This is a genomic window from Streptomyces sp. RLA012, assembly GCF_056270325.1.
This window is the reverse complement of record NZ_JBWDPA010000002.1, coordinates 5406091-5427773: the sequence shown is the minus strand read 5'-3', so window position 1 is coordinate 5427773 and position 21683 is coordinate 5406091. Positions and strand designations below refer to the sequence as shown.

General features: G+C 69.8%; 25 protein-coding genes and 1 pseudogene. 14 read left to right on the top strand and 12 right to left on the bottom strand.

Annotated elements, in window-relative coordinates:
* Nucleotides 1-5: 5 nt before the first annotated feature.
* The 3 genes from RV986_RS24790 to RV986_RS24780 form a co-directional block, all read right to left on the bottom strand.
* Nucleotides 6-938: an alpha-E domain-containing protein gene (locus RV986_RS24790; protein WP_475919501.1), complete on the bottom strand. Its 933-nt coding sequence runs from the start codon at nt 936-938 to the stop codon at nt 6-8.
* Complete coding sequence (locus RV986_RS24785) at nt 935-2479, bottom strand: circularly permuted type 2 ATP-grasp protein (RefSeq protein ID WP_475919500.1); 1545 nt, start codon at nt 2477-2479, stop codon at nt 935-937. The genes RV986_RS24790 and RV986_RS24785 overlap by 4 nt, the downstream gene beginning before the upstream one ends.
* 152 nt (nt 2480-2631) lie before the next feature.
* Nucleotides 2632-3009 carry a hypothetical protein gene (locus tag RV986_RS24780; protein WP_475919499.1) on the bottom strand — a complete coding sequence of 126 codons (378 nt, stop codon included), beginning with the start codon at nt 3007-3009 and terminating at the stop codon, nt 2632-2634.
* Between RV986_RS24780 and RV986_RS24775 the strand changes: the two genes are divergently transcribed.
* Nucleotides 2998-4032 (top strand): helix-turn-helix transcriptional regulator, encoded by a 1035-nt coding sequence (locus RV986_RS24775; protein WP_475919498.1) that lies wholly within the window; start codon nt 2998-3000, stop codon nt 4030-4032. The genes RV986_RS24780 and RV986_RS24775 overlap by 12 nt on opposite strands.
* On the opposite strand, the gene RV986_RS24770 is transcribed toward RV986_RS24775, so the two are convergent.
* Both RV986_RS24770 and RV986_RS24765 read right to left on the bottom strand, forming a co-directional pair.
* Nucleotides 3995-4978: a helix-turn-helix transcriptional regulator gene (locus RV986_RS24770; RefSeq protein ID WP_475919497.1), complete on the bottom strand. Its 984-nt coding sequence runs from the start codon at nt 4976-4978 to the stop codon at nt 3995-3997. The two genes, RV986_RS24775 and RV986_RS24770, sit on opposite strands and share 38 nt — an antisense overlap.
* Entirely contained in the window at nt 4978-5973 is a 996-nt protein-coding gene (locus RV986_RS24765; RefSeq protein WP_475919496.1) for a helix-turn-helix transcriptional regulator, read from the bottom strand. The genes RV986_RS24770 and RV986_RS24765 overlap by 1 nt, the downstream gene beginning before the upstream one ends.
* A 131-nt stretch (nt 5974-6104) precedes the next feature.
* On the opposite strand from RV986_RS24765, the gene RV986_RS24760 reads away from it, so the two are divergent.
* Both RV986_RS24760 and RV986_RS24755 read left to right on the top strand, forming a co-directional pair.
* Nucleotides 6105-6461, top strand: coding sequence for a hypothetical protein (locus RV986_RS24760; protein WP_475919495.1), 357 nt, complete (start codon nt 6105-6107; stop codon nt 6459-6461).
* A 1-nt stretch (nt 6462) separates the two neighbouring features.
* Nucleotides 6463-6798 (top strand): hypothetical protein, encoded by a 336-nt coding sequence (locus tag RV986_RS24755; protein WP_475919494.1) that lies wholly within the window; start codon nt 6463-6465, stop codon nt 6796-6798.
* Between the two features lie 117 nt (nt 6799-6915).
* On the opposite strand, the gene RV986_RS24750 is transcribed toward RV986_RS24755, so the two are convergent.
* Nucleotides 6916-7329 carry a pyridoxamine 5'-phosphate oxidase family protein gene (locus tag RV986_RS24750; protein WP_475919493.1) on the bottom strand — a complete coding sequence of 138 codons (414 nt, stop codon included), beginning with the start codon at nt 7327-7329 and terminating at the stop codon, nt 6916-6918.
* A gap of 176 nt (nt 7330-7505) precedes the next feature.
* Here RV986_RS24750 and clpB point away from each other — a divergent pair, with 176 nt between their 5' ends.
* Entirely contained in the window at nt 7506-10115 is a 2610-nt protein-coding gene (gene clpB / locus RV986_RS24745) for an ATP-dependent chaperone ClpB (protein ID WP_475919492.1), read from the top strand.
* A gap of 250 nt (nt 10116-10365) precedes the next feature.
* Nucleotides 10366-10902, top strand: coding sequence for a YbjN domain-containing protein (locus tag RV986_RS24740; protein WP_475919491.1), 537 nt, complete (start codon nt 10366-10368; stop codon nt 10900-10902).
* Between the two features lie 39 nt (nt 10903-10941).
* Here the strand turns inward: RV986_RS24740 and RV986_RS24735 are convergent, their stop codons facing one another.
* Nucleotides 10942-12144: a hypothetical protein gene (locus RV986_RS24735; protein WP_475919490.1), complete on the bottom strand. Its 1203-nt coding sequence runs from the start codon at nt 12142-12144 to the stop codon at nt 10942-10944.
* 160 nt (nt 12145-12304) lie between these two features.
* Here RV986_RS24735 and RV986_RS24730 point away from each other — a divergent pair, with 160 nt between their 5' ends.
* The 3 genes from RV986_RS24730 to RV986_RS24720 all read left to right on the top strand — a co-directional run bounded on the left by RV986_RS24730 (nt 12305) and on the right by RV986_RS24720 (nt 14377).
* Nucleotides 12305-12442: a DUF397 domain-containing protein gene (locus RV986_RS24730; protein ID WP_475919489.1), complete on the top strand. Its 138-nt coding sequence runs from the start codon at nt 12305-12307 to the stop codon at nt 12440-12442.
* Nucleotides 12443-12723: 281 nt separating this feature from the next.
* A complete protein-coding gene (locus RV986_RS24725; RefSeq protein ID WP_475919488.1) occupies nt 12724-13635 on the top strand; it encodes a hypothetical protein in 912 nt (303 codons plus the stop codon).
* Between the two features lie 85 nt (nt 13636-13720).
* Nucleotides 13721-14377, top strand: a complete 657-nt coding sequence (locus RV986_RS24720; RefSeq protein WP_475919487.1) for a DUF433 domain-containing protein — start codon at nt 13721-13723, stop codon at nt 14375-14377.
* A 182-nt stretch (nt 14378-14559) separates the two neighbouring features.
* Here RV986_RS24720 and RV986_RS24715 read toward each other — a convergent pair.
* Together RV986_RS24715 and RV986_RS24710 are read right to left on the bottom strand one after the other, a co-directional pair.
* Nucleotides 14560-14700 (bottom strand): annotated as a pseudogene (locus tag RV986_RS24715) (type I restriction enzyme endonuclease domain-containing protein); the annotation flags it as partial.
* A gap of 15 nt (nt 14701-14715) precedes the next feature.
* Nucleotides 14716-15009, bottom strand: a complete 294-nt coding sequence (locus RV986_RS24710) for a hypothetical protein (RefSeq protein WP_475924738.1) — start codon at nt 15007-15009, stop codon at nt 14716-14718.
* Between the two features lie 45 nt (nt 15010-15054).
* Between RV986_RS24710 and RV986_RS24705 the strand changes: the two genes are divergently transcribed.
* Nucleotides 15055-15540: a prevent-host-death family protein gene (locus RV986_RS24705; RefSeq protein ID WP_475919486.1), complete on the top strand. Its 486-nt coding sequence runs from the start codon at nt 15055-15057 to the stop codon at nt 15538-15540.
* 406 nt (nt 15541-15946) lie between these two features.
* On the opposite strand, the gene RV986_RS24700 is transcribed toward RV986_RS24705, so the two are convergent.
* The 3 genes from RV986_RS24700 to RV986_RS24690 all read right to left on the bottom strand — a co-directional run bounded on the left by RV986_RS24700 (nt 15947) and on the right by RV986_RS24690 (nt 18538).
* Complete coding sequence (locus RV986_RS24700; RefSeq protein ID WP_475919485.1) at nt 15947-16189, bottom strand: hypothetical protein; 243 nt, start codon at nt 16187-16189, stop codon at nt 15947-15949.
* 354 nt (nt 16190-16543) lie between these two features.
* Complete coding sequence (locus RV986_RS24695) at nt 16544-17761, bottom strand: pyridoxal phosphate-dependent aminotransferase (protein WP_475919484.1); 1218 nt, start codon at nt 17759-17761, stop codon at nt 16544-16546.
* 291 nt (nt 17762-18052) lie between these two features.
* The gene (locus RV986_RS24690) at nt 18053-18538 is read right to left on the bottom strand and encodes a cupin domain-containing protein (RefSeq protein ID WP_475919483.1); all 486 of its coding nucleotides are present in this window, start codon (nt 18536-18538) and stop codon (nt 18053-18055) included.
* Between the two features lie 414 nt (nt 18539-18952).
* Here RV986_RS24690 and RV986_RS24685 point away from each other — a divergent pair, with 414 nt between their 5' ends.
* The 5 genes from RV986_RS24685 to RV986_RS24665 all read left to right on the top strand — a co-directional run bounded on the left by RV986_RS24685 (nt 18953) and on the right by RV986_RS24665 (nt 21601).
* Nucleotides 18953-19141: a hypothetical protein gene (locus RV986_RS24685; RefSeq protein ID WP_475919482.1), complete on the top strand. Its 189-nt coding sequence runs from the start codon at nt 18953-18955 to the stop codon at nt 19139-19141.
* Nucleotides 19142-19399: 258 nt separating this feature from the next.
* Nucleotides 19400-19741 carry a hypothetical protein gene (locus RV986_RS24680; protein ID WP_475919481.1) on the top strand — a complete coding sequence of 114 codons (342 nt, stop codon included), beginning with the start codon at nt 19400-19402 and terminating at the stop codon, nt 19739-19741.
* Between the two features lie 86 nt (nt 19742-19827).
* The gene (locus RV986_RS24675; protein WP_475919480.1) at nt 19828-20208 is read left to right on the top strand and encodes a tyrosine-type recombinase/integrase; all 381 of its coding nucleotides are present in this window, start codon (nt 19828-19830) and stop codon (nt 20206-20208) included.
* A 178-nt stretch (nt 20209-20386) separates the two neighbouring features.
* Complete coding sequence (locus RV986_RS24670; protein ID WP_475919479.1) at nt 20387-20689, top strand: hypothetical protein; 303 nt, start codon at nt 20387-20389, stop codon at nt 20687-20689.
* Between the two features lie 390 nt (nt 20690-21079).
* Nucleotides 21080-21601, top strand: coding sequence for a DUF2617 family protein (locus tag RV986_RS24665; protein ID WP_475919478.1), 522 nt, complete (start codon nt 21080-21082; stop codon nt 21599-21601).
* Nucleotides 21602-21683 lie beyond the last annotated feature (82 nt).

The following is a 21683-nucleotide window of genomic DNA, read 5'->3' as shown; positions in this document are numbered from 1 at the left end:
CCCGCTCACGCTCCTTCCTGGGCCCATTCGACGGGCCCCTGGTACGGGAAGAACTTCTCCGCCACCGCCTCCGCCGAGGCCATGCACGCCTGTTGCAGGTCGCGCAGCAGCAAGGGGAGTTGTTCCTCCAGGGCCGCCAGGTCCAGGTATTCCAGGCGGGTCCTCATACGGCCTATCGGGCGGCGGGCCGGGTCCTGGCGGGGGCGGCCGAGCGCCGCCAGGCACTCCTCCGCCGTCGTCAGGGCGTGCAGCGCCGAGCGGGGGAAGTCGCGGTCCAACAGAAGAAATTCGGCCACTCTTGGTGTGTCACCGAAACCGCCGTACACCCGTGCGTATGCCTCGTCCGCGCCGCTCGCGCTCAGCAGCGTCGGCCAGTCGGGGGCGTGCGCCGCGTCCAGGACCCGTACGCAGAGGAGCCGTACGGTCATGTCCACGCGTTCCAGGCTCCGGCCGAGGACCACGAAGCGCCAGCTGTCGTCGCGGCTCATCGTCGAGTCGGCGAGGCCGAAGAACAGGGCGGCCCGGCGGCGGACCAGCTCCAGGTACGCGTACGGGCCCGTACGGCGGGCCGCGAGGCGCTGGTCGGCCAGGGCGTGCCAGGTGGAGTTGAGGCACTCCCACATCTCCGAGGAGACGGCCTCGCGGGCACTGCGGGCGTTGAGGCGCGCGGCGCCCAGCGCGCCCTCGATCGAGCCCGTCGAGCGGGCGTCGAAGGCCAGCTGGTCCAGGACCTGTTGCATGTCGACGCGCTCGTCGCCGGCGTCGACGCCGAGGATGGCGTAGAGCGAGCGGCAGGCCATGTCCTCGTCGCGCCAGGGGTCTTCGAGGAGCCGGTGCAGGTAGGCGTCGAGGATGCGGCCGGTGGCGTCCGCCCGCTCGACGTAACGGCCCGTCCAGGTCAGGGCCTCGGCTATCCGGGAGAGGATCACGTCGCTCACTGCTGCGCCGCCCCTTCCTGTGCGGCACCGTGGTCGCCGTCGGGCCCGAGCTGGCGCGGGACGATGTCGGGCAGCGGGCCGGCGGGCTGCCGGGCGGGCTGTTCGGCGGGGCCCTCCGCGAGTACCCAGGTGTCCTTGGAGCCGCCGCCCTGGCTGGAGTTGACGATGAGGTTGCCCTCCTGGAGGGCGACCCGGGTGAGGCCGCCGGGCAGGACCCAGACGTCGCTGCCGTCGTTGACGGCGAAGGGGCGCAGGTCGATGTGGCGGGGTGCCATCCGGTCGCCCGCGAGGGTGGGGGAGGTGGACAGCGCGACGGGGCGCTGGGCGATCCAGCCGCGCGGGTCGGCGGCGACGGCCTCGCGGCAGCGCTCCAGGGTGTCCCGGTCGGCCTTCGGGCCGATGACGATGCCCTGGCCGCCCGCACCGTCGACGGGCTTGATCACCAGCTGGTCGATCTGGTCGAGGACCGCGTCCAACTGGCCGGGTTCGTCCGGCCGGTAGGACTCGACGTTCGGGAGAACGGGCTCCTCGCCGAGGTAGTACCGGATCAGATCGGGTACGTAGGTGTAGAGGAGCTTGTCGTCGGCGATGCCGTTGCCCACGGCGTTGGCGAGGGTGACCGTGCCCGACTGCGCGGCGCTCAGGACGCCCGGGCAGCCGATCACCGAGTCGGGCCGGAAATGCAGGGGATCGAGGAAGTCGTCGTCGAGCCGTCGGTATACGACATGCACCGGCATCTCGCCACGCGTCGTCCGCATCCAGACACGGTTGTTCCGGCAGACGAGATCGTGCCCCTCGACCAGCTGTACGCCCATCAGCCGGGCCAGCAGGGCGTGTTCGAAGTAGGCGGCGTTGCTGGGGCCGGGGGTGAGCACGACGACCCGCGGGTCACCGACCCCCTCGGGCGCGGCGGCGCGCAGGGCCGCCAGAAGTCTCTGCGCGTAGCCGTCCACGGGGACGACATGCTGTTCGGCGAAGAGGGACGGGAAGATCCTGGTCATCGCGCGCCGGTTCTCGATGACGTACGAGACCCCGGACGGGACGCGGACGTTGTCCTCCAGGACCCGGAAGTCGCCGGCCTCGTCCCGTACGAGATCGATGCCCGCGACATGGATCCGTACGCCGCCGGGTGGCTCGATCCCGTGCGCCGCCCGGTGGAAATGGGGGGAGTTGAGCAGCAGACGCCAGGGCACGACCCCGTCCTCGAAGGCGCGGCAGGGCCCGTAGGCGTCGGACAGATAGGCCTCCAGGGCTCTGACCCGTTGGGAGACTCCCCGCTGGATGAGATCCCATTCGAGGGCGTCGAGGATCCTCGGGACGAGGTCCAGCGGCCAGGGGCGCTCCTCGCCCGCGAAGGCGTAGGTCACGCCCCGGTCGGTGAACGCGCGGGCCATCTGGTCGGCCCGGAACCGCAGTTCGCCCGGCTCGATCGGCTGCAGTGCGGCCAGCACCGGCTCATAGGCGGTCCTGACTTCACCCGGCCGCTCAAACATCTCGTCCCACGCATCGGCCAACGCGTACGCGTCAAATATGTCCGCCATGGCCCGACGGTAGGTGCGGTACGTAACGTACCGATCACTCGGCGATTTCCGGCAGCTCACGCGATGTACGGCAGGCTTGGGGAGAGCCCCGGCCGGACGGTGATGTCCGGCAGGGGCGGGCCAGGACGCCGTGTCGCCCTGAGGAAGCGACTTCACGATGCAGCTGCCGGGCGTCTCGGCACCACCATCATGTTGCTGCAGGGTGCCGTGCGGAGGTAGGGATCTTTATGGACGTAGACGGGCAAGAGGGGGCGCGCGGAGGGCGTAGCCGTGTTGCGATGGCGGTCGTGGCCGCGCATAGTTGCGCTGCGGACGGCGCGGAGCGGTGTGCTGCGGACGGTGCTGAGCGGGCTGCCGTGGACGGTGCCGGGCGGGCTGCCGTGGACGGTGCCGGGCGGTCCGCCGAGGACGGTCCCGAGCCGTGTGTGGCCGAAGGCGCGGGGCCAGGTGGTGTCGAAGGCGCGGGGCGTCGTACCGCGCGGGTTGCTGGAGCCAGGGGCGGGAGCCAGGGGCGGGAGATGGCCGGGCACGGGAGGGACAGGCATCCGCACGGCGCTGACCGACTGTGCGACGCCGCGGACCGGGTGTACTCCCGGGCGGTGCGGCGCGGCCGGGTGCCGCGCGCGGACGCCGAAGCGGTGCCCTGCCTGCTGGAGTTGGCGCTGCTGCATCCGGACCCCGACGACATGGGGTGGCTGGTGCCCACCTCGCCCCAGGAGGTCATGACGCGCCTGCTGCGGGGCGTCTACGAGGAAGTCAGCGCGAGCCAGGCCCGGGTGGGCGACGCGGTGACGGCCTTCGAGTGGTACGCCGGGCTCGGCGGGCGCGTCCAGGCGCCGACCGAGGGCGTGGCGATCCGGGTCCTGGACGGGCTGCCGCGGATCCGGGCCGCGATGGACGAGGCGACCGAGGCCTGTACGGGTGAGGTGCTGACCGTGCAGCCCGGCGGCATCCGGCGCGAGGACGAACTCTCCGAGGGGCTGCACCGGGCGCTGGAGATGCGCCGGCGGGGTGTGCGGATGCGCGACCTCTACACGCATGTGGCCCGGCACGGCCAGGGCCTGCACAACTACATGGAGCTGATGGGGGGCGCGGCCGAGGCCCGTACCCTCGACGAGGTCGTGGAGCGGCTCATCCTCTTCGACCGCAAGGTGGCGTTCATCCCGGCCAACTCCGACCGTTCGATCGCGCTGGAGCTGCGGCATCCGGCGCTGGTCGACTATCTGGTGACGGTCTTCGAGCGGCTGTGGCGCCTCGCGATCCCGCTCGCCGCGCCGCTCCCGGACACCGGCATCGACGGGATCACCCATCGCGAGCGGTCGATCGCGGCGCTGCTCGCGGAGGGGCACCAGGACGCGGTGGTCGCGGAGCGGCTGGGGATCAGCGTCCGCACCTGCCGGGCGCACATCGCGCGTCTCTCGGAGACCCTGGGCGCGGCGAGCCGCACGCAGTTGGGCGTCCGGATCGCCCAGGCGGGCCTGGACGGGCCGCCGCGCTCACCGGAGCTGCTGCCGTTCAGCTCTCCTGGTCCAGAATCCCCGACCGGCCGATGAGGTAGCCGAGCTGGGCGCGGCTCTCGCTGCCCAGGAGGGCGGCCAGCCTGGCGATGTGGACGCGGGCGGTACGGACGTTCATGCCGAGGCGTTCGGCGATCGACGTGTCCGTGTGGCCCTCGACGAGGAGGCTCGCGATGGCGCGCTGGCGGGGGGTGACGCCGTTCTGGGAGGGGCGCTGGACGGCCTTGGGGTACATGGGCGTGGCCAGCCGCCAGAGGCGGTCGAAGGTGGTCACGAAATAGGCGACCAGGGCGGGGGTGCGGACCTCCAGGGCGAGGGTGCCGTCCTTGTCGGCGGGGATGAAGGCGACGGTGCGGTCGGCGACGATGAGCCGGTCGGTGAGCTCGTCGAGGCTGCGGGCCTCGGCGTCGCCCCTCAGCTGCTCGTAGCGGGCGAGGGTGGTGAGCGAGTGGCGGAGCGTGTGCTGGTAGAGGGTACGGATCCGGCCACCGCGGTCCAGCAGGGCCTGGTCGCGGACCAGGGCGACGGCCTCGGCGGTCTGGCGGCGCTCGCCGGAGTGCGTGTGCGGCTGGATGGTGAGGATTTCCCCGGTCGCGGCGGCCATGGCCTCGGTGATGGCCTGGTTGATCTGTGCCGTACCGCTGAGGACCCTGATCGTCGGGGCGTCGGGTGACGCCGTACGGCGGCCGTCGATCCGCATGAGCGGCTCGAACGCCGCGGCCAGCCGCTCCTCGCGGCGCCGTTCGTCGGCCACGCGTTCCTCCGAGGCCCGCAGCAGACGGTGCAGGACCACGGCGGGGGCCAGGGGCTCCCACCGGTTCAGGTCCTCGACGGCCGGGTGCAGCAGCCCGAAGTCGACGAGGCAGGGGGCTTCGGCGGCGTCCGCACCGCCCACGCTCCCGTCGCGCAGGGCCCGTTCGTACACCTTCGATCCGGCCTCGCACAGTTCTTCCACGCCGTGGGCCGGGTGCGGCGCCGGCATCAGGGCTCCTGGTCCTGGTCCTGGTCCAGGAGCCCCGACTGGGCGATGAGGAAGCCGAGCTGGGCCCGGCTGCCGCTGCCGAGAGCGGTGGCCAGCTTGGCTATGTGGGCCCGGCAGGTGCGGACGTTCATGCCGAGGCGGCGGGCGATGGCCTCGTCGACGTGGCCCTCCACCAGGAGTTTGGCGATGGAGTGCTGGATGTCCGTGATGCCGTCGGGGGCGGTCTCGTAGGGGGCGCCGGTGCTCAGCGGGACCGCGCGGCCCCACATGAACTCGAACACCTTGATCAGGTAGCGCACCAGTCCGGGGTGGCGGAGTTCGAGGGCGACCTGGTGGTCGTCGCGGGTGGGGATGAAGGCGACGGTCTCGTCGCAGATGATGAGCCGCTCGACCAGCTCGTCGATGGTGCGGTACTCCACCTTGCCGTTGGAGAGCTGGTCCACGTAGGCCAGCTTCTCCGGGCTGTAGCGGGCGGTGTGCTGGTACAGGGTCCGGATCCGGACACCACGTTCGATCAGCGGACGGTCGCGTTCCAGCCCCTGGATGAGGCTGCGTTCGGGGCGGTGACCGCTCGGCTGGACCGTGAGCATCTCGGTCTGGCACTCGGTCGTGGCCAGGTCGAGTGCCGCGTTGATCCGGTCGTTGCCCTCCAGGACGGTGATCGAGTGGGTGGTCGCGCCGGCCTGGGCGCTGAGGGCCATGAACGGCTCGAAAGCATCGGACAGTTCGATCGAGAGTCGTCGGCGCTCGGTGATCTCGCGTTCTATGGGGTTGAGCCGTTGCGCCAGGGCGATCGAAGGAGGCACCGGCCGCAGCCAGTTCGCATCGTCAGGATCGGGATGAAGAAGGGCGAACTGCATCAGGCAGGGCGCGCTCTCCACGTCCGCGCGGGCGATGCGTCCGGTGCGCAGCGCGTTGGCATAGAGTCGGCCACCCTCTTCGCACAACTCGGTCACCACATGGGGATGTGTCGTGTTAGTCCCATTTGTTGCCAAATCTCCACCCCCCAGGGTCCTGAACGTGCAGGAACATGATGCATCGATTGTGTGGCCATGACGTGCCCGAATGAGCCATCGTCGTACTCGACGGGGGAAGAGGGGACCTTCAAGTGAGGACGAAGCCGATTATGCGTAACAAAATGCTTCGCTCGGCGCTTGTCGCCGCCTTCTCCGCCGTCATGGCCTTCGGAGTGCTGACTGGCTTCTCCGATGCGAAGGGCGACGCTCGGGCGGACAGTGTCTGGCCGCCTGCGGTCGTGAACGTCCTGGCGGACGGCGACAGCACGTGGGCGGACACTCCCGTGGTCGTGACCGCCTCGGCGGACGGCGACAGCACCTGGGCGGACACGCCCACGGTCGTATCCGCCTCGGCGGACGGCGACAGCACTTGGGCGGACACGCCCACGGTCGTATCCGCCTCGGCGGACGGCGACAGCACTTGGGCGGAGGCTCCCACAGGCGCGGACGACAGCGTGTGGGCGTGACATGACCACTCCCCCCGACGACCGATCCTTCCGCCGAGAAATGGCCACCGCGTACCGCTCCGGCTGGCACTTCATCGACCTGGCGACCGCCATTCCCCACAGTGGCGACTCGCTGATGGTGACCGTGTTCGGTGAACCGGTCGTGGTCACCCGGGACGACGAAGAGGACGTGCGGGCGTACCGGTGTCTGCGGCGCCCGCGTGGTGCGCCGCAGCCTGTGCGGTGTGCCATCAGGTACGGAATGATCTTTGTGAACCTCGACCAGCGCGACCATCGGCTGGCCGGGCCGGAAGCCCCGGACGTACGAACCATCTCAGCCACCCCCCGCAGTGCCTGACGCGATTCCCCCGTCGTAGTAGATCGCGCAGGTACTTCCCCCCGCAGCGGCGTCACCGTGACCTGAACACGGTGACGCCGCTGCAGTTTTCGGTGAAACATCCTGGTATCCACCGGATCAACCGTGCCCCATCGCCGAGGTCAGTCGGATCTCGATCACCGCCCGGGAGGGGTTCGGCGAGGGCACCCTTCCGTATCGCTCCGCGTACCGCCGCTCCGCCTCCACGACGCGCGAGGGCTCCACGGAGATGGTCGCGCGCCCCTCCAGCGTCGCCCACCGCCGCCCGTCCACCTGGCAGACCGAGACCCGGGCCCCGTCGGACCCCGCGGCGAGCACATGCCCGGCCTTCGCGCTGGACTTGTTGGTGATCACCCGAGCCAGACCCGCCCGCGGGTCGTATGTAACCCCGACGGGCACCACGTGCGGGCTGCCGTCCGGCCGGAGGGTGGTGAGGGTGCACAGGTGGCGCTCCTGCCAGAAAGTGAGATACGCGGGGTCGGGATCGTGCGGGTCCACCGGGTATGCGCTCATGGTCTGAAATGTAGCCCCAGCTGTGTGCCCCATGGGCTCCCCGGCTCTCCTTGAGTGGAATAGACTCAACTTTGTGTACGTTGGGTGAGTCAGTCCGGACGGGAGGTTCAGCCCGTACGGGAAGTCTGTTCAGGAAGTCTGTTCAGGAAGTCCGTGCACAGGAGGAGAACACGAACGTGGACGCCGAGCTGACCAACAGGAGCCGGGACGCGATCAACGCGGCCACCAGCCGGGCCGTGTCCGAGGGGCACCCCGACCTCACCCCTGCCCACCTGCTGCTCGCGCTGCTCGGGGGGCAGGGCCAACAGGCGAGCGAGAACATCACCGACCTGCTGGCCGCGGTCGACGCCGACCAGGCCGCCGTACGCGCGGGCGCCGAGCGCGTGCTGGCCGGCCTGCCCAGCGTGACCGGGTCCACCGTCGCGCCGCCGCAGCCCAACCGCGAGCTGCTCGCCGTCATCGCCGACGCCGCCGAGCGGGCGAAGGAACTCGGGGACGAGTACCTCTCCACCGAGCACCTGCTCATCGGGATCGCCGCGAAGGGCGGCCCGACCGGCGACGTACTCTCCCAGCAGGGGGCGAACGCCAAGAAGCTCCTCGACGCGTTCCAGAAGAGCAGGGGAGGGCGCCGGGTGACCACCCCGGATCCCGAGGGCCAGTACAAGGCGCTCGAAAAGTTCGGTACGGACTTCACCGCCGCCGCGCGCGACGGCAAGCTGGACCCCGTCATCGGCCGGGACCAGGAAATCCGCCGGGTCGTGCAGGTGCTGTCCCGGCGCACCAAGAACAACCCCGTCCTCATCGGCGAGCCCGGCGTCGGCAAGACCGCCGTCGTGGAGGGCCTCGCCCAGCGGATCGTGAAGGGCGACGTGCCCGAGTCGCTCAAGAACAAGCGGCTGGTCTCGCTCGACCTCGGCGCCATGGTGGCCGGGGCGAAGTACCGGGGTGAGTTCGAGGAGCGGCTGAAGACCGTCCTCGCCGAGATCAAGGACTCCGACGGGCAGATCATCACCTTCATCGACGAGCTGCACACGGTCGTCGGCGCGGGCGCGGGCGGCGACTCCGCCATGGACGCCGGCAACATGCTCAAGCCGATGCTCGCCCGCGGTGAGCTGCGGATGGTCGGTGCCACCACCCTCGACGAGTACCGGGAGCGGATCGAGAAGGACCCCGCCCTGGAGCGCCGCTTCCAGCAGGTCCTGGTCGCCGAGCCGTCCGTCGAGGACACCATCGCGATCCTGCGCGGACTCAAGGGCCGCTACGAGGCCCACCACAAGGTGGTGATCGCGGACAGCGCGCTGGTCGCCGCGGCCACCCTCTCCGACCGCTACATCACCTCCCGCTTCCTGCCCGACAAGGCCATCGACCTCGTCGACGAGGCGGCCTCCCGGCTGCGCATGGAGATCGACTCCTCCCCCGTCGAGATCGACGAACTCCAGCGCGCCGTGGACCGGCTGCGCATGGAGGAGCTGGCCCTCGACAAGGAGACCGACCCCGCCTCCCGGCAGCGCCTGGAGAAGCTGCGCCGCGACCTCGCCGACAAGGAGGAGGAGCTGCGCGGCCTGACCGCCCGCTGGGAGAAGGAGAAGGAGTCCCTCAACCGCGTGGGCGAGCTGAAGGAGAAGCTCGACGACCTGCGCGGCCAGGCCGAACGCGCCCAGCGGGACGGCGACTTCGACACCGCCTCCAAGCTGCTCTACGGCGAGATCCCCACGCTGGAGCGGGACTTGGAGGAGGCCTCCGAGGCGGAGGAGGAGGCCGCCAAGGGCACGATGGTCAAGGAGGAGGTCGGCCCCGACGACATCGCGGACGTGGTCGGCGCCTGGACCGGCATCCCGGCCGGGCGGCTCCTGGAGGGCGAGACCCAGAAACTCCTGCGCATGGAGGAGGAGCTGGGCCGCCGGCTGATCGGCCAGAGCGAGGCCGTACAGGCCGTGTCGGACGCCGTACGACGCACCCGCGCCGGCATCGCCGACCCCGACCGGCCCACCGGATCCTTCCTCTTCCTCGGCCCGACCGGCGTCGGCAAGACCGAACTCGCCAAGGCCCTCGCGGACTTCCTCTTCGACGACGAGCGGGCCATGATCCGCATCGACATGAGCGAGTACGGCGAGAAGCACAGCGTCGCCCGCCTGGTCGGCGCCCCGCCCGGGTACATCGGCTACGAGGAGGGCGGCCAGCTCACCGAGGCGGTACGCAGGCGGCCGTACTCCGTGATCCTCCTCGACGAGGTCGAGAAGGCGCACCCGGAGGTCTTCGACATCCTGCTCCAGGTGCTGGACGACGGAAGGCTGACGGACGGCCAGGGGCGGACGGTCGACTTCCGCAACACCATCCTGATCCTCACCTCCAACCTGGGCAGTCAATTCTTGAGTGGGCACAGCCTGGTCGAGCCGCTGACCTCCGAGGAGGAGAGGAAGCAGCAGGTCCTGGAGGTCGTACGGGCCTCCTTCAAGCCGGAGTTCCTCAACCGGCTCGACGACCTGGTGGTCTTCTCCGCCCTCAACAAGGAGGAGCTGGAGCGGATCGCCAGGCTCCAGATCGAACGGCTCGCCAAGCGACTGGCCGACCGCAGGCTCATCCTGGAGGTCAGCGACTCGGCCCTGGCCTGGCTCGCGAACGAGGGCAACGATCCGGCGTACGGCGCCCGGCCGCTGCGCCGTCTCGTCCAGACCGCGATCGGCGACCGGCTCGCCAAGGAGATCCTGGCGGGCGAGGTCAAGGACGGCGACACGGTCCGGGTGGACGCCTTCGGGGACGGTCTGATCGTCGGAGCCGCGCAGTAGCCCCCAGGGGAGGCGGGAGCCCCTACGGGACGCGGGGCAGTCCCTGCGGGACGCGGGGCAGTCCCTGCGGGACCGCGCCGCGCTCACAGGCTGTGACGGCCTGTGGGCGCCGCGGTCCCTTTCCGCGTGCGCCGGGAGCGCCGGGACGGCCCGGTGAGGGTGGTGGTGTCCGTGCCTTTGCCTGCCGGGGTTGCCACTGACCGCCCGTGATGGGAGAGGATGGCAGCATCCGTACGAAGGGAAATACACGGTGAGCATCGACCCGTCCTCGATTCCGAATTTCGGGGGCCAGCCCGAGCCGCAGCCCGGCGGACCGGCGGGCCCCGTCGTCCCGGATCAGGACCTCGTGAAGCAGCTCCTCGACCAGATGGAGCTGAAGTACGTCGTCGACGACGAGGGTGACCTCGCGGCGCCGTGGGAGGAGTTCCGTACGTACTTCATGTTCCGCGGCGAAGGGGACCAGCAGGTCTTCTCGGTGCGGACGTTCTACGACCGGCCGCATCAGATCGACGAGAAGCCGACGCTGCTGGAGTCGATCGACGACTGGAACCGCCGCACGCTGTGGCCGAAGGTCTACAGCCACACGCACGACGACGGCACCGTCCGTCTGATCGGCGAGGCGCAGATGCTGATCGGCACCGGCGTCGCCCTTGAGCACTTCGTGTCGTCGACGGTCAGCTGGGTGCGGGCCGCCATCGAGTTCGACAAGTGGCTCGTCGAGCAGCTCGGCCTGGAGCAGGAAGTCAACGAGTCGGAGAAGCCCGAGGACGAGGACGACGACGAGTAGACGTGTAGTCCTCCTCTCCTTATCTCTCCCTCCTCCCACCTACAACGGCGTGTGCGCGATGACGACCAGGTACGCGCCGTAGGCGAACGAGAGCCCGGCCAGGGCGCCGACCACCAGGGCGGCGTGCCACGGCCGGGCTCTTGCCGTGCGCACCAGCGCCCGGGCGAGCGGCAGCAGCAGCGGGAACGCGGGCAGCAGGAAGCGCGGCTTGCACTCGAAGAACCCGGAGCCGCCGAGCGCGATCAGCAGCAGCACTCCGCTGTACACGAGCAGCGGCAGCGGGGCGCGGTCCGCGACCAGCAGCGCGTACAGCAGGACGGCCACCGCCATGATCACCATCGTCATGGGGAACACGAAACGGTCCGCGTGCAGCAGCAGGTGCTTGATGAAGCGCAGCGAGCCCGCGCCGAGGTCGAAGCGCGAGCCCCACAGCCGCTGCACCTCGAAGTACCCGCCGAGCGGATCGTCCCCGCGCCGGCCCACCCACAGCACATAGCCGGCCCAGCCGAGGGGCGCGAGCGCGGCGCCCGTCCACAGCCTGTGGGGAACTTCCCGGCCACGCCGCCGCCAGACCTCGCAGGCCGCCGCGGCCAGCACGGCCGCGGCCACCGCGAGCCCGTTCGGCCGCGCCAGGCCCGCGAACGCCGCCAGGACGCCCGCCCACAGCCACCGCCCGGTGAGCACCGCGTACAGCGACCAGGCGGCGTAGGCGGTGAGGACGGGCTCGGTGTACGCCAGGGACAGCACGACCGAGTGCGGGAGCAGGCCCCAGAGCAGCACGAGCACGGTGGCGACGGCGCGGCCGTACAGCCGGGCCCCGATCGCGTGGATCCCGCACGCGGCGGCCGCGGCGGCGGTCCAGGCGACCAGCAGGCCCGCCGCGCCCCCGCTCAGCGGCGTCAGCGTGGTGACGGCCCGGATCAGCCCCGGGTACAGCGGGAAGAACGCCAGGTCGCTGTGGACGACGGTGGGCCTGAGGTACTGGGTGCGCCCGTAGCCGTGCGCCGCGATCCCCAGATACCAGGCCGAGTCCCAGGACCGGCCGAGCAGGGCGAGCGGGTGTCTGCCCTGTGACCAGGCGGTTCCGGCGAGCACGAGCACACCGACGAGCCGGGCCGCCGTGAACAGCGCCAGCGCGTGCGCGACGGCCGTCAGGCCGCGCGAGGGGTGCGCCGGGCGGCCGCGGCTCTCGTCACCGGACTTCGGGGCGGCGGGGGCCGGAAGGGTACTGGCGTGGGTCACACCCGCACTGTGCGTCCCTTACGGGGTATTTGCGAGCTTTACACGCCCGGGTGCATCCGGGTTTCCCCGTTTCGGCGCGCCGCCCGCACGGCCGGGGACCCCCGCGCTACCAGGCTGCCTTGAGCCGCTTCGCGGCCTCTTCGAGAACCTCGGCAACTGCGTGGAGGTGGCAGACGGGTTCCAGGCCGTCGTCCCCGTCCGTGACAGCAAGGTCCCGCACGGTCCCGCGCTGTGCTTCGAAGCCGCCTCCTGGGCCGCCTTCATAGGCGAGTTGAAGGCCGTGCACCACCGTCCCTGAGGCGGCCGGGCTCCGGCAGCTTTCCGCCTTACGGGCTCACCGGGCCCTTGCCCGCGAGGGTCCGGCGAGCCACGGACCTCCTGAAAGAACCGGGGGAAAGAACTACCCGCCCACCCACCCTCCCCGGCCCGGAGGCTCGCGTCACCCGTCCGAGTGACCGGCTTGCAGGGGCGGGAGACGGACGGTTACGTTCGCCGCGACAACCGCAAACAGATACGGCCCCCGGCCGGGACGGCAATCCCGAACGAGGGCCTGACCAACCAGGAAGTAGCACCTTCCCAATGGCTGACCCGCAGTCTAACGCGCGCCTGCGCGCCGACGCCGGAGCTCCGACCTCCGGCGTGATCCACGTACGCACCCGCCTCACGGCCGACTTCACCGTGATCTCCAACGCCCTCGCCCAGCGGCGCGGCAGCGCGGTCACGGTCGGCGTCGCGGCGTACATCTCCTCCCTGCCCGACGGCTCGTCCGTGACCATCACCGCCCTGTGCGAGCACTTCACCGAGGGCGAGATCCTGGTCTCGCGGGCGCTCAGGGAGTTGGAAGCCGCCGGTTACCTGGAGCGCCGCCGCGAGCGAACGCCCTCCGGGCAGGTCCGTACCCGGACGTACTTCTATGACGTCCCCGGCGGCGATCCGGACCTGGATCCGGATCCAGGTCCGGACCCGGACGGGCCTCCCGAGCCGCCGCAGCCGCGTCGGCCCCGAAAGCAGCCCGCCGTCGCTGCGGCCACACCCGCGTCCGCGCCCGCGGAGGAAACGGTGGCGGCGCCCGTACAGGTCGAGGCGGAGGCACCGATCCCGCTCGCCGAGGCCGACCCGCAGGCCATCGCCGTACTCGCAGCCCTGCGCCGGGTCGACCCCCGCCTCGTCCTGTCCGCGCGGGAAGCCGCCCGCCTCGCCCCCGCCGTCACCCGGTGGCTCGCGGCAGGCCTCCTGCCCACACAGATCGCGGACCACCTCACCGCACGGCTCCCGGACAGCTTCCTGACCCGCCCGGTCGGCATCCTCGCCTACCGGCTCAAGGAGACTCCCCTTCCCCTGCCCGCACCGGCCAGAAGCGCGGAACCCCCCGTACGTCCGGCGGTCGTGCCCATGCGGAACTGCGACGGTTGCGACCGGGGGTTCCGCGCGGCGGAACCCGGCCGTTGCCGGGACTGCCGATCCGGTAACCGTCTCCGTGCGGCCGGTTGATCCGGTGGCCGGGTATGTGGTCCATCCACAGGTGGAAGCTTTGATGTGCGACGATGCGAAAGTCAGCGCCAAGAGGAGGTGGGGCATGGTCGACAGGTTCCAGGACGGGCTTCTGACGCCCACGGAAACGGCCTCCTACCTTGAGATCCCGCAGTCGACTCTCACCTCCTGGCTGAAGGGCAAGGCCGCCGGAGCACCACTGGTCCACCAGGTCGAGCCGGTACGGAAGGGGCAGCCTTCGGTACCGTTCATCGCGGTGGCCGAGGCGCACGTCCTTCGCTCTCTGCGGTCCTTGGGACTCCGCATGAGCGAGATCAGGGAAGCGGCAGCCGCTGTCCGGGACGCCTTCGACACCCCCTATGGCCTCGTGTCCCAGCGGATCGCCACAGACGGCGTGGACATCTTCATCGAGCACGGCTGGGGGGATCTCCGCAGAGCCCGCGACGGTCAGGTCCCCATCCAGGAAGTGGTCTCCGACTGTCTCCGCCACCTCACCTGGGAACCGGGCGACGATTTCCCCTCCAGCCTGCGACTGAGGCAGTACCCGGACTCCGTCCCCGTCGTGATCGATCCGAGGTTCGGCCATGGTCTCCCCGTGGTGGCCGCCAACCGCGTCACGGTCCAGGCCATCACCGACCTGTGGGAGGCCGGGGAGACCGTCGAGGACATCGCGTACGACTACGACATGACGCCTGAGCAGGTGGACGCGCTCTGCCAGGCAGTGGTGCACCTTGCCGCCTGAGTTCTTCCTAGACCGGAATCTCGGCACCGAGTTGGTCGAGCGGCTCGTCGCCCGCCGTGATGCGATCCACCGGGCCGTCGAGAAGGGTGGCCCGGCGGCGTACGCAGTGCGACACGACCGCATTGAGCTCAGCTGGCCCTGACGGGCGGGTGCCCCTTGGGGCAGCCCACCCACGGCCGGAGCTACTTCGCCCCAGGTGCCCACAGCGCGGCCACGATCTCCATCTGCTTGAGGACCAGGTCGATCGCCTCGCGCTCCTCCTCCGGCGGGTAGTCGAACATCGCCAGCATGCGGCCGATGCGGGTACGCAGTTTGGCGCGGACGGGCTCGCGGGAGAGTCAGTCGACGGAGAGGTTCTTCTGGATGTCCTTGACGAGGGCACGGGCGATCTTGGCCAGTGTGTCGTTGCATCGACCGAGGGACCGGCGCCGCGCGGGCGGGGAACACGGAGACCACAAGGTCGTCCGCCCCACCAGGATCCGGGCCCCGGGATCGCGGTACGCCCGGCGCGCCACGTACGTCAGAAACTGCTTCGCCGACCGTACGGCGGTGACGAGGTCCGGCGTGCCCGTCACCCAGCCCACTCCGTGTTCACGCACCCAATTTTTCCTGGCCGGCTGCCGTCTCGACATGGAAATCAGAGTGCAGTCTGATTGCAGTCAGGGTACAGTCTGAGTATGAGCATTGTGCGCATGGCAGCCGAATCGGAATCCGTCTCGTTCACCGACCTGTCCCGGAATCCGAAGGCAGTCGCCGCGAGGGCCGCCGCCCTGGGAAGTCTGCGTGTCACGCACCGAGACGCGCCCGACATGGTGCTGACCACGGCCATACACGCGGAGCTCACCGAGGAAAACCTGACCACCGCGTCCCGACTGTTCCTTGCCCTGATGAAACAGGACGGCGGCGCCAGGTCGCTTCTGCTCGCGCTGCCCGAGGTGTTCCCGTGGGTGCGCCACCTGGACGACGAAGAAGTCCGGGAATTCACCATCGAACTCCTGGATGCGCTGTCCGACGCCGCTGAGCTGGGCGCCAGGGAGGCTGTGCACCGAGCGATCGTCTCGTGGCGGGCAACGGCCCGCATCAACGCTGACCCTGACCAGCTCCGAGAAACACTTCGTCCGCTCGGTGAAGTTGACCTCGGTCCGGTCGAGGTGCACGAGTGAGCCCGAAGAAAGGCGATCGGGTCAGCGTCCCTCCGCTGAGCGGCTGGAGCGTCATCCACGGGACGACGGAGGCCGCGACCGGTTGGGAGGAGCTGTGCCGGGTGGCGTTGCCGAACGCACATCGCTGCCTGGAAGCCCTTCGCACCGACCCGCTGTCGAGGGCCAACTGGAACCGCCAGCACCAGCTCCGCGGCAGGCACGCACCAGGGAATGGAAGGGGTCCGAGGTGGAGCAGTGGGAGTACGAGATCACCAGCGGCGGCCGGGTCCGCTACCTGGTCAGCCCGGATACCTCGACTGTGATCCTGGTGTACGCCTCTCCGCGACACCCGAAGGACACTGAATAGCCTCAAGCGCGTCGCGCCTTCCCGGCCTCGACGACCTCGTCCCGCCCGCGGGTTGGTGAGTCAGCGGAGCCAGGGGGTGAGTTCGTGGGCGAGTACGGCATATGCGGGGTCAGTGGGAAGCCAGAGAAGTTTGTGCTGGGCCCCGTCATGCATGTGCACGGTGAGTCGGTCGGCGGTGATGCCGTGACGGAGATGGGCGGAGGCAATGCCGGCCAGAGGGATCACTTTGTTGGTCCGGTGCTCCGCCCGGATCTGCGCGGTGGCAGCCGCAGTGACGTCAGCCTCCGGCAACGGTACGACCACCGTTGGCCCCTTCCTGTTCGCCAGGGTGGCAGTGAACCCGAGCCGTCGGCGGACCAACGAGGACGGGAGCAGCCACAGCTCCCCATGAATCCAGTCACCCCACCCGGTCGTGCAGCTCCGTGTCAGCAGGCGCGCCCGTCCATCCATCGCGCCACCGTAGGGCCTGCGTCATCCACGCGCCACAGCGTGAGTCAGGCTCCCGGGGCTGCTGCGGGCGTTGTCCCTCCGTGCGTCCGCATGCGGTCCTCGTGGCGGTGCTCACGTGGCTCCTCCGGTGCGGCGGTGCGAATGCGTGACGGCTCGGAGCAACCGAGGCCGTGTGGCCGGTACCTTTGCTGCCACGTCTGTTGGCTGTTATCCGGCCAGCGTCTTGAGCCGGGAAACCGCCTCCTCCAGCACACCCGTCCGCTTGCAGAACGCGAACCGCACGAAGGGTGCGCCCGCCTCCCGGTGGTCGTAGAAGACCGCGTTCGGGATGGCGACGACCCCGGCCCGCTCCGGCAGCGCCCGGCAGAAGGCGAACCCGTCGGACTCGCCGAGCGGCCGGATGTCGGTGGTGATGAAGTACGTGCCGGCCGGCTGGAAGACCTTGAACCCCGCCCCCGTGAGCCCGGCCGCCAGCACGTCCCGCTTGGCCAGCAGGTCCGCGCGGAACGCCTCGAAGTACGTGTCCGGCAGCGCCAGCGCCTCGGCCACCGCGTACTGGAACGGCCCCGACGCCACGTACGTCAGAAACTGCTTCGCCGACCGTACGGCGGTGACGAGGTCCGGCGTGCCCGTCACCCACCCGACCTTCCACCCCGTGAAGGAGAAGGTCTTCCCGGCACTGCCGATGGTGACCGTCCGCTCCCGCATCCCCGGGAGGGTGGCCAGCGGCACGTGCTCGGCCTCGTCGAAGACGAGATGCTCGTACACCTCGTCCGTGATGACCAGGAGATCCCGCTCGACCGCGAGCCGCGCGATCTCGCCGAGCTCCGCACGGGTGAGGACGGCGCCGGTCGGGTTGTGCGGGGTGTTGATGAGCAGCAGCCGGGTGTTGTCGGTGACCGCGTCGCGCAGTTCGTCGAGGTCGAGCCGGAAGCGCCGGTGGGCGACTCCGTCGCGGATCTCCTCGTGCGGGCGCAGGGTGACCGGGATCCTGGTCCCGCCCGCCATCGCGATGCTCGCCGCGTACGAGTCGTAGTACGGCTCCAGGGCGATGACCTCGTCGCCGGGCTCCACCAGCGCGAGCAGCGCCGCCGCGATGGCCTCCGTGGCACCGGCCGTGACCAGCACCTCGCGATCCGGGTCGTACGACAGCCCGTACCGGTGCTTCTGGTGTGCGGCGATCGCCGTGCGCAGCTCGGGCACGCCCGGGCCCGGCGGGTACTGGTTGCCGCGCCCGTCGCGCAGCGCCCGCACGGCCGCCTCCCGGATCTCCTCGGGCCCGTCCGTGTCGGGGAAACCCTGGCCGAGGTTGATCGAGCCGGTGCTGAGGGCCAGGGCCGACATCTCGGCGAAGATCGTGGTGCCGAACTCGGCGAGTCGGCGGTTGAGCAGGGGGCGGCGGCCGTTGGAGGTCATGCCGGTCATCCTGCGCCGAAGCTCTGGACTTCCTCAACTCTGCTTCTCGGATCAGCACCTGCGCCAGTACCCGACGTGTCGTCTCTGAGCAGCGGGGGAGCCGTTGTCGACTGTCGTCATCTGTCATCGTCGAGCACCCCCGCACGGCCCAGAGACGGCCCGAGCGGGGGTCTCGCGGTGTGCCCCTCGATGCGAACTATGGGCGCGACGGTCGCTGAGGTCTGCCGGGCGATGGTACGGGCGCCGGTCCTGTGCCGCTGCGCGCCTGGGGCCCGACGCCGCGGGAGCGGCTGGGACCGGTCAGTCGACGAAATACTGGTCGTGCCTGTCGAAGAACTCGGCGCGCTCCGCGTCCGTGGCGTTGCCCATCTCCGACATCTTCTCGAAGAACTCCTCACGCGGTGCGCCCGGCGTGAAGAGCAGTAGCATCTCGGCCAGGGTGTCGGAGTCGTTGCGGAAGGCGTGCAGCCCGCCCTGCGGAACGTGCAAGAAGTCGCCCTCCCGCGCGTCGACCCACTTCTCGCCATTGAAGAGGCGGACGGTTCCATTGAGGATGAAGAAGGACTCCGAGATGGTCCGGTGGAAGTGCGTCTTGGGGCCACCCGCGTTCGCCCCCAGCATGACCCGGTAGAGGCCGAACTCACCGCGCGTGATGTCGCTCGTCGCGAGGTAGCGGATGGCCATGCCGTCTCCAGGTTCGCCGACATTCGGCGCGGTGTCGGCCGGCAGGAAGTGCGCGTTGATCTCGCCTCCATCGCCGAAATACACCTGCTTCGGGTACGACATGCAAACCATCCCCTTAGGCGCTCCGGAGGTCAGAGCCAGAGACCGCGCCTACCCCTCCATCCTGTGCACCGCATCCGGGGTATGCCATTCGGAGGACGGTCAGCGGTCACCGGCCGTGGAGTGTGTTGCCTCCAGTACATATGTCTGAAGAGGCGGCCAAGCCGAACAAGGAAGAGCTCTGACCTGCGAGTCTTCGTAGCTCGCTACGCTGCAGATACGTGAGGGCCCCTCGACTGATCATCGAGGGGCCTCGTGCTGTCCGGAGTGATGACGGCCTTCTGATCCGTAGCTCACAGAGGTCGGTCAACGGGGGTCGTAGAGGTCGCCGTCCGGTCGTGACCTTCGAGCCTGAGGGGCGTTGATCAGATCATGATGAACCGAAGTGTCCTCGCTGCCGCATTTCTCGCTTTCGGTATGGCCGTCACCGTCGCTGCCCCCGCACACGCAGGAATCCTCGACGGCACCCTCAGCAACCTCCAGATCATCGACCATCTCTCGGCGCTGGACACGAACATCAACAGCGACCCGCAGACCAGCGAGAACCGCAACGCCAACATCCGCGCCGACGGCACGCTGAACAATGCCAGCGGCCAGCACAGCTAAAACAATGGGTGAGTCAAGCCGCACAGGGTCTTGAAAACCGTCGTCGCAGCGATGTGACCGTGGGTTCAAATCCCATACCCACCGCAGATGATCGGCCCCTGACCAGGTAACTCGGTCGGGGGCCGATCTCGTGAGCGTTGCCCGTCAGTGACCGCGGCTCCCCGCTGTTTCCCGACCGAACGGGCACGGGAGGGGCACGCCGGGTGCAAGGTGCGGCGACTGGTCTGCCATGATCCCGCAGACTGATGGAGGAACGATATGGCCCTGGACTCCCGCACCGATCCTGCCCAGATCATCGCCAAGGTAGGCAACTTCGAGAATCGCGAGCGGGCCATCGAGGTGTGGATGTACCTGGCCACCAAGGCTGGCTGGCAGGTTCTCCTGGCGTCAGCCACGCCAGAGGGCTCCGATGACGGGGACTGCGGCATTGTCGAGGTGGAGGGCCTGTGTTACCGGATCCGCCTCACACCGCGCGTTCGAACAAAACTTGCTGACGACACGGGCGGCAAGCTCACATGGCGCACCGTGTTCACACACGCCGCATGGGCCGAACCAGTATTGGAGCCGGACAATTACGTCCCCTACCTCGGCCGCGGCTGACTTTCGTTGGGTGCAAGCAGTCAGTGCCCCCTCCATCTCGGAGCCTGAGCGCCCCCGCCGGAGGCTCGTTCTGACCGGGTGACTCCGTGGCAAGGTCTCTACTCGGGGCCGTAGCTCGCTGCGGCCCCAGGGGCCAGCCCGCGCTTGCGCGGGCACTTGACGGCAAGGAGTGGAAGCCCGCACTCGCGGTCGCGGGCCTCATTCCGGAAGCGGATGAGAACGGGAAGTACGAGTCGGCGCGCGAGCACGGCATGCACGCCCTGAGGCACTTCTACGCCTCCGCGCTCTTGGACGCGGGCGAGAACATCAAGGCCGTCAGTGAGCACATGGGGCATGCCGATCCAGCGTTGACGCTGCGGGTGTACGCCCATCTGATGCCCGACAGCCGCGAGCGTGCCCGGCGTGTCATCGACACCGTGTTTCAGCGTGCCTCTCAGGAAGATCACGGCCCACAGACGGCCCGGTGAGCCTCGGACGGCCCCTGATCTGCTCTTCTATGCAGGTCAGGGGCCGTTGCTCCGAGAGAACCCTCTGAACTTCCTCAACTCTGCTTTGGCCGGTGAGGCCGGAGGGCATCCCCCTGTCACGCAAGAGACGAGGCGCCCACGGGGGGTCGCTTCGGGGGAGCGAAAGGAGGGTGACGCCATGGTCATCGGCATCATCCTGGCGGTCGTCGTCATCGTGCTGGCCGGGTTCTTCAAGGCCGTGCGCGGCAGGAGCAACAAGAAGGTCGGGCTGTCGAAGGGGAGGGGCTCCCGTTCACGCGGAGGCTCTCTGAGCGGCGGCAGCGGGAGCACCAGCTGGTGGACCGGGGGCGACTCGGGCGGCCACCACGGCGGCCACCACGGGGGGCACTCGTGCGGGGGTGGCTCGTCCTGCGGAGGCGGGTCGTCCTGCGGCGGCGGGTCGTCCTGCGGCGGCGGGGGCGGATGCGGCGGAGGCAGCTGACACGGGGCAGCTGGGCTTCGCCGGGGGCGCGAGCGCGGGGCGCGTGGGGCGCGCGAGGGTGTGGGGGCGTGGGGCCGGCGAGATGTCACAGCCCCGCGCCCTCTACCGGCGTGCTTCGGGGGGCCGCGCTCGGGCTCCGCTTCCGCGCGCCCGGCGCACGCCGTGGTTGAACAGTTGAACTGTGGAGCCCTCGGGGGGATGGAAACCCTACGAAGTTGGGTAAAAACGCTGTGGCGGCACCACTGTTCATGATTCCCTCTAAAACACCAACGCAGCCCTCGGATCGTCCCTTCCTGACAGGGCAGACCGGGCTGACCGGGCCGATCCCCCGGTACCGACCGGGTGCGCCGGACCCCCACCTCCCTTTTTGCGTGCTAGCGGAGCCGACCCATGCTCACGACCCTGAACACCTCGTACACCGACACGCGCGCGGCCGACCTCGCCTGGGCCCTGGGCCGCGAACCGCTTCCCGCGCTCGCCACCCTCGACCTCGAACTCGACGGGGCGAAACTGCAGTTGCGGCTCCTCGGCGCGTCCCACCAGGTCCTCCTGGAGGAGGCACGGGGCAGTTGTTCGGAGACCGTGGCGTGCATCGCCGGCAGCAGTACACCGCTTCCGCTCGGGGTGGCCAAGCGGGTCGGCAACTGGGAGTACGAGTTCGCGGCGCGAGTGGAAACCCTCTCCTGCGGGTCCTTCGCGGGGCGTGCGCAGGAGTTGCTGGCCCTGGTCTCCGACCACCCCAACGGTCTCGCCGGTGTCTTCCCCGGCAGCCCGCACGCCTTCACCGCGCTGCTCGCCCAGCGCTACGAGGGCCAGGTCCACTGGCGTACGTGGCATGCGTACCCGCAGGACGGCCAGTTGGTGGCGACGCGCACGCGGGTGGGGGTACGGGTGGTGGCGGGGGTTCTTTGAGCAGGGGGGTTCTTTGAGCATGGGGGTGCTTTGAGTGCGGGGGTTCGTCGAGGTGCGGGGGTTCGTCGTAGTACGCGGGTTC

Coding starts and splice junctions, on each gene's coding strand:
- RV986_RS24705 (WP_475919486.1), top strand. CDS start 15,055: ATGAGCATTGTGCGCATGGCAGCCGAATCGGAATCCGTCTCGTTCACC.
- RV986_RS24665 (WP_475919478.1), top strand. CDS start 21,080: ATGCTCACGACCCTGAACACCTCGTACACCGACACGCGCGCGGCCGAC.
- RV986_RS24685 (WP_475919482.1), top strand. CDS start 18,953: ATGGCCGTCACCGTCGCTGCCCCCGCACACGCAGGAATCCTCGACGGC.
- RV986_RS24725 (WP_475919488.1), top strand. CDS start 12,724: ATGGCTGACCCGCAGTCTAACGCGCGCCTGCGCGCCGACGCCGGAGCT.
- RV986_RS24680 (WP_475919481.1), top strand. CDS start 19,400: ATGGCCCTGGACTCCCGCACCGATCCTGCCCAGATCATCGCCAAGGTA.
- RV986_RS24775 (WP_475919498.1), top strand. CDS start 2,998: ATGGCCGGGCACGGGAGGGACAGGCATCCGCACGGCGCTGACCGACTG.
- RV986_RS24755 (WP_475919494.1), top strand. CDS start 6,463: ATGACCACTCCCCCCGACGACCGATCCTTCCGCCGAGAAATGGCCACC.
- RV986_RS24710 (WP_475924738.1), bottom strand. CDS start 15,009: ATGTCGAGACGGCAGCCGGCCAGGAAAAATTGGGTGCGTGAACACGGA.
- RV986_RS24670 (WP_475919479.1), top strand. CDS start 20,387: ATGGTCATCGGCATCATCCTGGCGGTCGTCGTCATCGTGCTGGCCGGG.
- RV986_RS24695 (WP_475919484.1), bottom strand. CDS start 17,761: ATGACCGGCATGACCTCCAACGGCCGCCGCCCCCTGCTCAACCGCCGA.
- RV986_RS24720 (WP_475919487.1), top strand. CDS start 13,721: ATGGTCGACAGGTTCCAGGACGGGCTTCTGACGCCCACGGAAACGGCC.
- RV986_RS24785 (WP_475919500.1), bottom strand. CDS start 2,479: ATGGCGGACATATTTGACGCGTACGCGTTGGCCGATGCGTGGGACGAG.
- RV986_RS24690 (WP_475919483.1), bottom strand. CDS start 18,538: ATGTCGTACCCGAAGCAGGTGTATTTCGGCGATGGAGGCGAGATCAAC.
- RV986_RS24760 (WP_475919495.1), top strand. CDS start 6,105: ATGCGTAACAAAATGCTTCGCTCGGCGCTTGTCGCCGCCTTCTCCGCC.
- RV986_RS24750 (WP_475919493.1), bottom strand. CDS start 7,329: ATGAGCGCATACCCGGTGGACCCGCACGATCCCGACCCCGCGTATCTC.
- RV986_RS24770 (WP_475919497.1), bottom strand. CDS start 4,978: ATGCCGGCGCCGCACCCGGCCCACGGCGTGGAAGAACTGTGCGAGGCC.